General features: G+C 61.5%; 6 protein-coding genes. 1 reads left to right on the forward strand and 5 read right to left on the reverse strand.

Features of this window, described 5'->3' with window-relative positions; all coding sequences use genetic code 11:
• Positions 1 to 370 precede the first annotated feature (370 nt).
• The 5 genes from L0U81_RS28460 to L0U81_RS28480 all read right to left on the reverse strand — a co-directional run bounded on the left by L0U81_RS28460 (position 371) and on the right by L0U81_RS28480 (position 9,125).
• Positions 371 to 1,798 carry a basic amino acid/polyamine antiporter gene (locus L0U81_RS28460; RefSeq protein WP_233808507.1) on the reverse strand — a complete coding sequence of 476 codons (1,428 nt, stop codon included), beginning with the start codon at positions 1,796 to 1,798 and terminating at the stop codon, positions 371 to 373.
• A 131-nt stretch (positions 1,799 to 1,929) separates the two neighbouring features.
• Entirely contained in the window at positions 1,930 to 3,366 is a 1,437-nt protein-coding gene (locus L0U81_RS28465; RefSeq protein WP_233808514.1) for a basic amino acid/polyamine antiporter, read from the reverse strand.
• Between the two features lie 172 nt (positions 3,367 to 3,538).
• On the reverse strand, positions 3,539 to 5,035 hold the full coding sequence (locus L0U81_RS28470) for an efflux transporter outer membrane subunit (protein WP_233808516.1): 1,497 nt from the start codon (positions 5,033 to 5,035) through the stop codon (positions 3,539 to 3,541).
• Entirely contained in the window at positions 5,032 to 8,091 is a 3,060-nt protein-coding gene (locus tag L0U81_RS28475) for an efflux RND transporter permease subunit (RefSeq protein WP_233808518.1), read from the reverse strand. Before L0U81_RS28475 ends, L0U81_RS28470 begins: the two co-directional genes overlap by 4 nt.
• Complete coding sequence (locus L0U81_RS28480; RefSeq protein WP_233808520.1) at positions 8,088 to 9,125, reverse strand: efflux RND transporter periplasmic adaptor subunit; 1,038 nt, start codon at positions 9,123 to 9,125, stop codon at positions 8,088 to 8,090. Before L0U81_RS28480 ends, L0U81_RS28475 begins: the two co-directional genes overlap by 4 nt.
• A 1,352-nt stretch (positions 9,126 to 10,477) precedes the next feature.
• Here L0U81_RS28480 and L0U81_RS28485 point away from each other — a divergent pair.
• Positions 10,478 to 12,532: an esterase/lipase family protein gene (locus L0U81_RS28485; RefSeq protein WP_233808522.1), complete on the forward strand. Its 2,055-nt coding sequence runs from the start codon at positions 10,478 to 10,480 to the stop codon at positions 12,530 to 12,532.
• Positions 12,533 to 13,697 lie beyond the last annotated feature (1,165 nt).

Here is a 13,697-nt window from a genome sequence, read left to right on the forward strand (position 1 = left end):
TCTTCCCATGCAACGTGGCATGGATCAACAATCAAGGGAGAGGGATAGCGCAGCGCGCCGCACTCGTCAGCGAGGAATTGAAACATCCTCGCGTAGGACGGAGTCAGATTGTACGAAACAAAAAAATCAAAAAACTCAGCGAAATCCTATATGTCTTCTAGGAACACAAGGGCCGCGCCTTGCCCGATTGCGGTCGAACCGTTGCCCTACGCAATGGCGCCCTGACCGGCGACCATCAAGTTGTAATCGAGGCCGTCGCGTGCTCGACAGATTCGATGCGGACGAAATATGCGAATAACAAGATGGGAAGGTCCACGCCCTCCAATTTCGTCCGAGCAGGCCGAGCGCATGGTCAGCCCTTAACGGTACCCTAAGTCGCAAAATGATTGCGCACGAGATCCACGAACGCGGCTAGCGCGGCGAGCAGGACCACCACAAACAGCCAGCGCTCGCGCAGCGTAAACACGGCCCGTGTCCCCTTGCGACGCTCGGCGATGTAAAACCACCCGGTCCCCGCCGTATAAAGCACGGTGGACATCAACAAATAATGCAGGCCGCCTGCGTACACGAGAAATAGCGCGTAGAAGCAACCCGCCAGCGCGAGCATGAAATCGATGCGTCGCGACCACGGCTGCCCCGCATACGATTCGCCGCTCGATGCGAGCTTCAACCCGTATCCGGCGACGAACAGGTACGGGATCAGATTCATCGACGTCGTGAACTCCTTGGCGAACGTGAACGCTTCCTGCGAAAACAGCGTCACGATCAGAAACGCCTGGATCACGAGGCTCGTCATCCATAGCGCGGCGACCGGAACGTGGTTGCGGTTCTCTCGCGCGAGAAACGCCGGCATCGTACGGCTCTTGCCTGCCGCGTGCAGAATTTCGGCGGCGAGCAGCGTCCATGCGAGATAGGAACCGAGCACCGAGATCAGCAGACCGAGCTTGACCACGACCGCGCCCCAGGCGCCGACCGCGGCGCTCAGCACGCCTGCCATCGACGGATTTTTCAGCGTGCCCAACTGCTCGAGCGGCAACACGCCGTACGACAACAATGTGACGATGACCATCAACGCGAGCACGCAGAGAAAGCCGAGCACTGTCGCGACGCCGACGTCGCGCCGCTCGCGCGCGTGACGGGAATAAACGCTCGCGCCTTCGACGCCGAGAAACACGAAGACCGTGCCCAACATCGTCTTGCGCACCTCGCCGAACAGGCTGGCCGCCGACGGCTCGGGAACGGTCCACAGATTCGCGACGAACAGTTGCCAATTGACGCTGGGTAGCACGAGCGCCGCGAACAGCCCGATCGCAAGCAGTTTGGCGACCGTCATCGACGCATTCACTAGCGACGAGCCCTTCACGCCGTGCAGGATCAGATAGTGGAACACCCAGATCATCAGCGAGGAACTGACGATCGCGCTCAGCGTATTACCCGCGCCGAATGCAGGCACGACAATCGCGAGCGCCGACTTGATCAGGACGAGATAGGTCACGTTGCCAAGACAACTGCCGCACCAGTAGCCGAACGCCGACAGAAAGCCCGTATAGCGTCCAAAGCCGACGCGCGCATACGTATAGACGCCGACGTCCAGCTCGGGCTTGCGCCATGCGAGTCGTTGAAAGATCAGCGCGAGGATCAGCATGCCGGAGCCGGTGATGGTCCAGCTGATCAACGATCCGACGACGCCGGTATATTTGCCGAGCGCCTGCGGCAACGAAAAGACCCCCACCCCAACCATCGAGCCGATTACCATCGCCATCAGGCCCAGTGCTGAAAGTCTGACGCGCTTGTCCATTCTGCAATCGCTCTCCCGCGAACACGTTCCGATCCAGCCGCCGCCGTGCGAACCACGCAAATCAGCGCACCCATTCGCACTCACGACCGCAACGCCTGAACCGCGCTTGTGCGACTACGATGATCGACCGCTCAGATGACAATCGTGCCGGTCGCGAGGCCAATCAACGCAGCAATCGCGCCGCAGGCCGCGACGGCAAAGATGATCCACTCGACTTTCGAAAACACGCGCAGGCCGCGCTCGCGTTTAGCCACTACGTACAGCACGGTACCCGGCGCATAGAGCATTGCCGACAGCATCAGAAATTTCAGACCACCCGCGAACAGCAGAAAGGCCGTGTACAACGTCGCGAACATCGCGACGAAATACTCGGTGCGCAACGCGCCGCTCAAGGTGCCGCCGCTTTGTTCGCTATCGTGACGCGCGGCCTTGGTGCCGTATGCGGCCACGAGAAAATAAGGAATCAGCGCCATCGAGCTTGTCAGCTTGAGCATCAGCGCAAATGCATCGTTCGACCAGTACGTGCTGATCACGAACATCTGCACGACGCTACTCGTGAGCCAAACCGCGGCGGCAGGCACCTTGCGCTCGTTCTGTCGCGTGAAGATGCGCGGCATCGTCTCGAGACGTGCGGCGGCGAACAGTACCTCGGCACAGATCAGCGACCACGCGAGGTACGCGCCCAGGATCGAAATGATCAGACCGGCGCTGACGAACACGACGCCGAATGGGCCGAGCAGCGCGCCGAGTACCGCGGCCATCGACGGCTGGCGCATCACCGCGATGTCGGCGCGCGGCAAGCTCGCGTAAGGCAGCAGCGTCACCAGCACCAGCAGACACAGCACGGCCACGAAGCCGCTGATCGTCGCCGCGCCGACGTCCGAGCGCTTTTTCGCGTAGCGCGAGTACACGCTCGCCCCTTCGATACCGACGAACACGAAAACGGTGACGAGCATCGTCGCGCGAACCTGCGAGAAAAGACCCGTGCCGATCTGAGCGCTGCCTTCCCACAGATTCGCGCGGAACATATCGGCGCGAAACAGCGCGATCAGCATCACGATGAACAGCACGATAGGGATGATCTTCGCGACCGTGACGATCGTGTTGATCATCGTGGCCTGCTGCACGCCGCGCAGCATCACCATATGAAACAGCCAGATGCCCACCGACGACACGATGATCGCGGTCGCCGTATTGCCGTCGCCGAATGCGGGGACGAAAGCGCCAAGCGTCGCCTTGATCAGCACCCAGTACGACACATTGCCGAAGCAGCCGGCCATCCAGTAACCGAATGCAGACAGAAAGCCCGCATAGTCGCCGAAGCCCGCTCGCGCGTACGCGAACACACCGGCATCGAGCTCGGGCCGCCGCTGCGCGAGCGCCTGAAAGACGCGGGCCAGCGCGTACATGCCAATACCCGCCACGCACCACGCAATGACCGCGCCGAACGGGCCGGTCGCGCGCGCGAAATTGCGCGGCAGGGAGAAAATTCCTGCGCCCACCATTGAGCCGACGACCATCGCGGTCAATGCGGGCAACGACAGTTTCGTCTCGAGCTGGGTTGCCATCGTTCACCATTCAGAGAAGCGGGTTACTTTCAGAAAGGGACTCACGCGGAGCAGCCACGCGTATGTTGCGCTGCTCCCGGTAGCCCTCCCGACTGAAGCCACCGGCCTTGCGTATAGCAAACTGCGCAATCGCTAGCGGAAGCTTCCGGCCTTCAAGGCGCCTCGCGGCCGCTCACTGCGAAGCCGGCGCACTTGTGGTGGCGGGCGCCGGTCCCGCCGGTGTCGGTGTGTTCGCGACCGCCGGCGGATTGGCCAGCCAGCCGCCACCCATCGCCCTGAACAGCGCGAACTGCGCCTGCAGTTTGCCCACCTCTTCCCTCACCTGCGACGACTGACTTTCCAGCAGTGCAACCCGCACCTGATCGATATCGACCCGGCCTGTATCGCCGACCTCATAGCGACGCTGCACCTGGCTCAACTGCGTGGTACGTCGCGCGACCTCTTCGTTGCGCGCCTTGAACAACTCGTCCTGCCGGTTCAAACGCGCCAATGCACGGTCAACGTCATAGAACGCGCCGAGCGCGGTCTTTTCGTAGTTGAACATCGCCTGCTGTGCCTGCGCATCCGACGACTCCACCTGCGAGCGGCGCGCGCCAAAATCGATCAGCGGCATCGTCATCGCCGCGCCGAATAGCCAGAACGTGCTGGGCCCGAGGCCCTGGCCCGCGATCTCCCAACCATTGCGCGCGAGCAGACCGCTTAGCGATATGGTCGGCCAGTAATTGAGTCGCGCGACATCCGACTGCCTGACCGCCGCATTCACGCGCGCCTGCGCCGCGATCAGATCAGGGCGCCGCATCAGCAGATCGACGGGCTGGCCCGGCTCGATACCCGGCAGCGCGATCATCAGCTTGTCGCTTTCGTCGAGAACGCCGGCGAAGTCCGCAGGCTGCGCGCCGCATAGGTTCTGCAGATTCAGCCGCGCCTGCGCGATGCCGTTCTCCACGTCCTGCAATCGCGCATCCACCTGCGCGCGGCCAGCGCGCGCTGCTTCGATATCCGTACTAAGTACCAGGCCCGCGGTAAAGCTCTTTTCGGCGATGTTGACGAAGTCGTCGGCGATAGCGCGGCTCTGCAGCAGAATCGTGCGCTGACGCAGCAGTCCGCGATACGTGACGTACAGATCCGCGACACCCGACACCACGCTCAGGCGTACCGCCTCCGCATCGCCCGCGGCGGCACGCACCTGTTCGCGTGCCGCCGAGAGCCGCGCGCGTCCCTGGCCGAACAGGTCGATCTCCCATTGCGCCTGCAAGCCAACACGCCAGAACTGAGCATCGAGATTGTTGATACCGAGAAATTCCTGGAACTCGAGCTGCGTCTCGCCGCCGTGATACTTCGCGGCGCTCACGCCTGCGCCGACCGATGGCAATAGTTGCGAGCGAGCCAGCCGGATCCCCGCCTGCACCTGATCGACGCGCGCGTAAGCGGTGGCGATGTCGAAGTTGTGCGCGAGCGCGAGTTCGATCAGTTTGTTCAGCGTCGGATCGTTGTACTGCGTCCACCAGGTCGCGAGATCCTGCGCGGACATCGGTGTCGCCGCGCCCGGTTGCGCCTCCGAATACTGTGGCGGAAACGCGGCGGGCTTCTCCAGCTGCAACGAACCCGTACACCCGGCATCGAGCAGCAGGACCGCGATGGCGAAAAGATAACGGCGCGCGCGGATCATTTTGCTTCCGGGTGTTGACCCGGCTCCCATTCCGCCTGCCTGATCGAGAACAGCATCGCATACAGCGCCGGCACGGCGACCATTGTCAGCACGGTAGCAAAGGCAAGGCCGGACATAATCGTTATCGCCATGTCCTTGAAGAAAGGATCCCACAACAAGGGCGCCATACCGAGCGCCGTCGTGCCGGCCGACAGCATCACCGGACGCAGACGGCTCATCGCGCCGTGCGTCACCGCCTGCATGCGCGGCACGCCGGCGGCGACCTGCGTATCCATCTCCTCGACAAGCACAACGCCATTCTTGATCAGCATGCCGATCAGACTCAACAGACCGAGCAACGCCATGAAGCCGAATGCGCCGCGGAACAGCAGCAGACCGACCGTCACACCGCAGATCGACATCGGCACGACGAGCAGCACGACGAGCGCGGGCTTCAGGCGCCCGAACATCATCATCACGAGTAGCGCCATGGCAATGAAGCCGAGCGGCAGCTGACGGAACAGGCTCTCCTGCGCGCGCGTCGACGATTCGTGCTCGCCGCCCCACTCGAAGCTATAGCCGGGTGGCAGCTTGATGTTCTCGATGCCGGAGCGGATGCGGTTGAACGCCGCCACACTGTTCTGTCCATAGATCGGGTTGGCCGAAACCGTGAGCGTGCGGATCCGGTCTTCGCGCGCGATCTGGCCTTCCTCGGTGCCGACCGTGAAGCCGCTCACCACGTCGCCGAGCGGCACGTAACGGCGCAGCCCCGCGCTGAACACCTGCAGGTCCTGCAGGCCCGCGACGCCGCGCGTGTAGTCGGGCGAGCGCAGCACGATGGGCAGCAACTGATCGCCTTCGCGATAGAGGCCCGCCCGCAGGCCTTCGGTTGCATACGCCATCGTGTCGGTGACCTGCCGGCGCGTCACCCCGAGCGAGCGCGCACGCGATTCGTCGAATTCCGGCCTCACGATGCTGATCGGAGTCTCCCAGTCGTCGCGGATCGCGATGATGCGGCCGTCCGCCTTCAGCACGCTCTGCGCTTCCTGCGACAACCGGCGCAGCACGGCCGGATCGGGTCCGGAGAAGCGGGCCTGAATGGCCGCGCCACCACCGGGACCGAAGTTGGGGCGCGTGACCGTCCAATGCTGTTCGGGGAAGCGCTTCTTCAGGTCCGCTTCGATCTCCGGAATCATGTCGTCGATCAGGCGCTGGTCCTTCGCGCCGACGATGAACTGCGCGTATGACGGATCGCGCGTCTCCGGATCGTAGACGAGGAAGAAACGCGTCGCCCCCCCGCCGATATACGTCTGCACGTTGGTGACGTCCGCATGCCTGAGCAGCACCTTCTCCACGTCGCGGCTCTTTTCGACCACCGCGCGAATATCGGCGCCGCGAGGAAAACGCATATCGACATAGAAGATCGGCGTGGTCGACGCGGGGAAGAAGCTCTGCTCGACGAAACGGAACGCCCATCCGGCGAGCACCGTCAGCACGGCGAGGCCGATGACCACGAGCACGCGCCGTCCGGTCACCCATGACAACAGCTCGCCATAACGCTTGTACAGCTTCGACCTGAAGGGGTCTTCATCGATGATGTCCGCGGGCTTGAAAAGATACGTACCGAACAGCGGTGTCAGGGCGATCGCGATCACCCAGCTAAATAGCAGCGAAATCGCGGCGACAGCGAACAATGACGCACAGAATTCGCCGACCGCGTCCGGCGACAGGCCGATGCCCGAGAAAGCCAGAATCCCCACGATGGTCGACGCGAGCAGAATCCATTGGCTTTGTTTGAGAATTTCGGTCGCCGCCTCGAGATGCGACATGCCTCGCTGCACCTTCACGAGCATGCCCTCGACCACCACGATGCTGTTATCGGTCAGCATACCCATCACGATGATCAGCGCGCCGAGTGAGATTCGCTGCAGCTCGATGCCCGCCGCGTACATGACCAGCAGCGTGCCGAGGATCGACAGGAACAGCTCGACGCCGAGCACGACACCCGCCCGCCAGCCGAGCCCGATACCCAGCGCGACACCGACGATCGCCACGGACAGGAACACGTCGAAGATAAAACCGCGCACGCTCTCGTCGACGACCTGCGGCTGATCGTAAAGCGAGTAAAGCTTCATCCCGATCGGACGGTCGCGCTCCAGTGCCGCGAGCTTCGCCTTGATCTGCTCGCCGACCCTTACCACGTTGACGCGCGGCCGCGCGCTGATACCGATCGTGATCGCGGGCTGACCGTTGTAATGAATGACGTGGTTCGGAATCGTCGCGTAGCCGTGGCTTACGCGCGCGATGTCGCCGAGCAGCAGCGGGCCGGGCGTATTGTTGACAGGCAGCGAACGGATGGCCCGCAACGAATCCAGCGAGCCGGTCGGCGCGATCCGCAACGACAGATCGCCGACGCGCTCGCGGCCCGCGGGCCGAACCTCGTTCTGCAGGAACAGCGTCTGCGCGAGATCGTCGGTGGACAGATTGTTGGCGATCAGTTGCGACTGGTCGACGTCGACCGAGATCTGCTCCTGCTGGTCACCGGCGATCACGATGTCGGACACGTCGCCGAGCGTCAGCAGCTGGCGGCGCAGTTCGCGCGCGTACCCATACAGTTGCGCCTGCGTGTAGCCCTCGCCGGTCAGCGCGTAGAACATCCCGTAGACATCGCCGAAGCGGTCGAGCACGAGTGTCGGGCCCGCGCCGGGCGGCAGTCGTACCTGGGCATCCGACACCGACTTGCGCAACTCGTCCCACACCTGCGGCAATTGCGCCGACGTGTACTGGTCGCGAATCTGCACGCGGATTTCAGAGTAGCCCGGCGTCGAGCGCGAGGTCAGCTTCTCGACCTGCGGCATCTGCTGGATCGCGCTTTCGAGCCGGTCCGTCACTTCCTGCTCCACCTCGTGCGCACTCGCGCCAGGATAGAGCGTCACGACGACCGCCGTCTTGATCGTGAATTTCGGGTCTTCGAGCCGACCGATGTTGTAGTACGCGAAGATGCCGCCCAACAGCGAGATGAGCGTCAGCACCCACGCGATCAGCGGCTTTTCAATAAGGGGGCGCGCGAGATTCATTGAGGTGCATCCACCGGACGGACCGCCATTCCCTCTTTCATGAACTGCGATCCGCCTGCCACCACGCGATCACCCTCGGCCACCGCGCCTGCGACGACCACATCATCATTGCGAATTTCGCGCACGCTGACCGGCACCGCATGCACGCGGCCGGACGCGGCATCGTAGCGCCACAGACTGCGCTGGCCGTCCGCGCCGATCGACACCGCGGCGATCGGAATCGCGAAGTAGCCGTGGTTGTCGTTTTGCGCGACTTGACGTGCCGTGTCGGAGATCTGCACGCGCAGCGCCATGCCGGGGAACAACATCGCGCTTTGCGGTCCTTCGATCGAGAAAACGAGGCGGTACGCCGCCGACGTCGGCGAGGTCTGCGTGGTCCGTTCGCGGAACACGAGCGGGAAGCGGTTCTGCGGACGCTCGGGCAGCCAGGCTTCGGCTCTTAGCGTCTTGTCGACGAACAGCCGCTCGGCGATGCTCTGAGGAAGATCGACGCCGACATCGACACGGCCGATGTTTTCCAGATTGAACGCGGGCGCCCCCGCCTGCACGACCTGCTGGATCTCGATGTTGCGACGAGCGATCCGGCCGTCGAACGGTGCGACGAGTTGCGTATTGCGCAGGTCGCGGCTCGCCATGTCGCGTGCCGCGCGTGCGGCGTCCGTGGCAGCCGACAGCTGCTCATAAGCTGCCTGCGACAGGATACCGTCCTTGCGCAGCACCGCCTGGCGCTTCAGGTTGTCGCTCAGCTGCTGATACTGGGCGTTCGCGCGCTGCAGCTGCAGCTTGTAGGGTTCCTCGTCGATCCGCGCGATCAGCTGCCCGCGTTTCACCGACACGCCTTCGAGCACCGCGATCTGCACGACACGGCCCGATACTTCGAAGGCAAGCGGCGAGATGCTGGTCTGCTCGACCCGCCCGGTAAAGATACGAATGGAGGATGCGTCGGCCGGTTCGACCTTGGCGAGCTGAACGACCGGTCTCGTATCGCCGCTCTGCGTTTCTGTCTGCCGTTGGCATCCCGACAGTGAAAGCACAAGCGCACAAGTTAGCGCGCAGGACAATGCGATTGCGGCTAATCGGGGAACCGGCGGTGCATCGGAGCGGTTTGCGATCATGACGTCCTCGGCTGACTACTGGCCGAACCCATCTTGTCCACACGGCGGCGACGCGGATCGCGGTCCGGCGGATACGGGGCTCTACAGGTTGCTCAGGAATTCATAGGGATCCGTAACAGTGGATCGATGATTGGAGATCCACTCCGACTTCCACGGCCAGGTCAGGGTCAGGGGCTGCTGCGTCCCTTCTGCGGTCCCGGCACCGTCGTTCAAATCAGTCTATTGGCTACGATTGTGCTGTGGCTATCGGGACTTGCGCGACTCGGGTCTCTTTTGTCATGTTGGTTCCTCGCCGTACATATCGAGTCCTGTCCGTCTGATCAGCTGGGCGACCCGACGCATTACCCACTGGGGTTAAAGGACCGTGACTACGGCCGCAACATAAGCGTCGTCATTCCGGCTCAATTTATCAGGCATCCTGTCTAACTGCCAAACTGCTTCGTCACGCCGATGGAAGACTGAGGAAATGGGCGAGCGCACCCTCCATGGAATGCACGACGATTCCAGCACAACTTGAAGACGAATGCATGCGCGCGCGGGTTGCAGCATGGAATCGGGTCTCTTCGAATGAGGCCTGCTGCAAAAGTATTTAAGTTTCCAAACAATCCATTGTCAAGATCTTCAGCGCCACAGCACATTCGAATCGAGAAGAATCTTTCAGAAGAGTACGTTCGTCAGGTTGTTTTACTCTCGAAAGCGGTATATCAAAGTCATCAATGGACGTTCGAGACATCGCGCAGTTCACTGTTGATCTGACCGTGTCATGCGTGCGTCATTGTCGCCTTTCAGAGTTCGTCAAAGGCATCATGGCCGATCAATGCTCTAGCCGTCAATCGCTTCGCAACTCTTGCCGCGGCTACGCAAATTCATTCCATGATTTTTTTGACTTCGGTCGACGAAAGGATGGGCATAGCTATTCTGCTGTACTAATGGCGAAGCGCATAAAAGTGGTATAGGTGTAAAGGAATTGTGTTTCGCCAATGGCGCGACCGTAGTTGTTAAATCAGCGTTATTTCATATTGAAGCCAATGCGCGCTATGGCGTACGGCGCCGGTTGCACAAGCAATTTGCCGGGCGTACAGTACTCAGCGGACAAATAACGGGCTTTGAGCTTTATCGATCGGGTGCATGAGGCAACGGCCTGTGAGTCGAGTCTGCGTGAGAAGACACTTGTCAGTTGCAACGTCGCAAGCAGCCGCGGGCGCGTTCATCGTTTGCCGGTCCAGCAGCGCAGCGCGGCAGCCGTATCGGTCGAACCGCTTCGACGCATCATGACGCGCGCGCTCGCAACATGGATATCACGTTGCGTGGTGCTCGCGCTGCTCGCTGGCAGTCTTCTGTCCGGTTGCGCGATGGTGACCGTCAGTTTGCAAGGCCCCGAGCAGTACATCGCGATGCGCCGTGGAGATATTCTGTCCACCGGCCGTCTGAGCGCGGCGACGCGCGACACGCTCCACATCGCGGCACTTGATGAGAACACGTGCCAACGCGAGCCGCTCGCTTGCATCAATACGATCTCGACCGTTGGTGGCATCAACACCGACCGGCGATTGTCGAGCCTCGCCGAACTGTCGTTACAGATGGCCATCGCGCACACGCCGATCAACGCCACCGAATGGAGCGACGCGCAATTCGATCTTTGGCTCAGGACCGCACGATTCGCGTATGCATTCCTATTCCTGGGTCAGCGCACCGCCGGCGAACGTGCATTCGAAGATCGTCAGACCCAGGTTCGCGACTATTACAACTATGCGGTGCAGGAGCTTGCGCGCGCGCTGTTTCTGCGTGGCGCACTCGATACCGATACAGGCAACGGCGAGCTGGGCATGCAGTCCATTGCAGGCTGGACCATTCAGCTCGACCTGAGTCACGTCCGGCTGCCCGAGGGCGTGCGCGAACCGCGCGAAGTGATCCCGGCGTCGCGACTGTCGTTCGCGGGGATACGTAGCATTTATCGGCGCGATGGTTTGGGCGCGGAACTTGTTGCTGTGATGAACGTGCCGCCGCCTGGAGAGAATGCCGATGCCAATACCGGCACCGCTACGGGTGTGACCGCCCGCGTCGATCGTGACGCGAACGCGCCGTTCAACGCCGGTATCTCGTCGCAGGCCGCACGACAGCCGAGGCCCGCGGCGAGCTTTTTCAGCGAGATGCCGTCGCCGAACGTCACTGCATTGATGTGGTTCAGCCAGGGCACGCTCGAACAGGTGCTGGCCACGCACGATGTCGTGCTGTCCGTCTACGATCCCTTTCGCGAAGAGAGTGTCGAGCGACATGGCCAGACGGTGCCGCTCTCGGCCAACTTCAGCGCCGGCTATGGCATCTGGCTCGCGCGCTCGGGTTTCGCCGGTCAATCTTTGCGCACGCTGTTCGGACGCGCGCGCGGCATCGATACACCGCGCATCTACATGATGCAGCCCTTCGACCCCAATCGCCGGATCATTCTGATGTTGCACGGCCTCGCGAGCAGCCCCGAGGCATGGGTCAACGTCGCCAACGATCTTCAGGGCGATGAAGTGCTCCGCCAGCATTTCCAGGTGTGGCAGGTCTACTACCCGACCAACGTGCCGATCCTCGTCAACCTCGCGCGCATCCGGCGCGCCACACAGCAGACGCTCGGGCACTTCGATCCCAACGGCACGGCGCCGGCGTCACATGGCATGGTGCTGATCGGTCACAGCATGGGTGGCGTTATCGCGCGACTGCTCGTGTCGACTTCCGGCGACGAGCTTTGGGCGACGTTCAGAGACAACTACGTGCCCGAAGGCGCTGATATCGATCGCGAGGACGAGCGACTCAACCGGCTGCTGAACTTCACGCCGATGCCGCAAGTCGAGCGCGCGATCTTTATCGCGGCGCCGCATCGCGGCACACCGTTCGCGAGCAACCGGCTGTCGCGCTGGGCGGCCAACCTCGTGCGCCTGCCGCTCGCTCTGCTCAACGAGATCGAAGAAGTGATACACACGGCGACGAACATCGAACCGCAGGGCCAGACCTTTCACGTGCCGAACAGCATCGAGCAGTTGCGCGAGACTGATCCGTTGATTCGCGCGACGTCGCAATTGCCGATCAGTCCGCAGGTGTGCTTCCACTCGATCATCGCTCGGCGCCGTCAATACGGCCCGCTTGATGACTCCGACGATGGCGTGGTGCCTTATCGCAGCGCGCATCTCGCGGGCGCGCTGTCGGAGAAGGTGATCGTGGCCGGCCACAGCGTGCAGGAGACGCCGCAAGCGATCCTCGAGATCCGGCGGATCTTGCATGAGGACATCGCGCAACTCGAGGAGCCCGAAGAGGTTTGCGGGGAGGCGGGGTTGGAGAAGTGATGGCTGAGGGCGTCGGGCGTCTGTTGCGTCGGGTCGGATCTGGCCAGGTCGCTGTTGCAGCGCTTTGCTCCACGCAGCGGTGCACGGCAAAAACTGGATGCGGAAATGCTCCAGCTTTTGAACGCTCGATATTGTCTGGGCGATCATGGTACCGAAATGCTGGAAATATCGTTCGTACCAGTCGAAAATCACTCGCTACAAATTACGTATTAAATGCTACAAATCACAGAGGCTAGTGTAGATATTTCTGCGCTCCGTCCCATTTTGCGGGAGGGGCGCGGAATCGCGCATCGATTTGATTATTTTTCGTGAAACAATGGCCGATCGGGATAAAAAACGTCTTTTAAAACAAATGGTTGTAAGACATCAACGACGCGTGGATATGTTTCACGACGTGTCAACTGGTGAGATTGGCCGAAGAATCAAGCGTTCGCGCTCGTATTGCCTAAAACCTGCTCCTTTTTCGATACTTAGTTCGTGAGCGAGGCCTTTTTGATCTGCCCCCCATATGGCGACACCTTGCTGTTGCGCTATCGCCAGGTCTGCTGAAGTTGAGGTGGGCATCTCTCATGGAGATTGGCAGCCGCTTGCAGTGCCGGTCAGGTGATTCGCAAGCCTCTCCCTTATCAACGTCGTACGGCAACTCGAGTGGCGAGGTTTAATGTCTACAGTCATTGTGAGATAGCCCCCCTTTCCTGGCGCCCATCGCGCAGGCCGATGCGGTTGGCGCGGCATACGAAACGGAACGAAGATCAAAGGTAGGTTGCTAGCCCTGCGACCTTTTTGCTATTGGACTCTGCCCTCGTTATTCAGACGAGGGGAACGCGATGACAGGCAGGACCGGGATGCAGAGTTCAAATGCAATGATTCACGTATCGTTCAGGCCGGCAACTGAGTCCTGATCTGTCGGGCAACGCGCGAGGGCATGACGACGATACGGGTAGATCCTGTCATGGCCATCGCGCGCTTTGACGCACCCGCCTTACTGACTTCGTTGCGATTGCGGAGCAATAACGGGACAGCTAAACGCTCCGTATCCGAGAAGTGTCCGCCATTGACTTTGTGGTCGTCGGTTAAGGGGATCCAGCAGCGACGAGATACCGCGCCCATCAAGCGGGGGCCATTCGAAATCTGACGCGGATATCGTTCGCGAAAAGTTTGATCT

Source organism: Paraburkholderia sp. HP33-1 (assembly GCF_021390595.1).
GTDB lineage: Bacteria > Pseudomonadota > Gammaproteobacteria > Burkholderiales > Burkholderiaceae > Paraburkholderia.

Excerpts from the sequence above, each read along its gene's own strand:
- L0U81_RS28460 (WP_233808507.1), bottom strand. The coding sequence starts at position 1,798 with ATGGACAAGCGCGTCAGACTTTCAGCACTGGGCCTGATGGCGATGGTA.
- L0U81_RS28465 (WP_233808514.1), bottom strand. The coding sequence starts at position 3,366 with ATGGCAACCCAGCTCGAGACGAAACTGTCGTTGCCCGCATTGACCGCG.
- L0U81_RS28470 (WP_233808516.1), bottom strand. The coding sequence starts at position 5,035 with ATGATCCGCGCGCGCCGTTATCTTTTCGCCATCGCGGTCCTGCTGCTC.
- L0U81_RS28475 (WP_233808518.1), bottom strand. The coding sequence starts at position 8,091 with ATGAATCTCGCGCGCCCCCTTATTGAAAAGCCGCTGATCGCGTGGGTG.
- L0U81_RS28485 (WP_233808522.1), top strand. The coding sequence starts at position 10,478 with ATGACGCGCGCGCTCGCAACATGGATATCACGTTGCGTGGTGCTCGCG.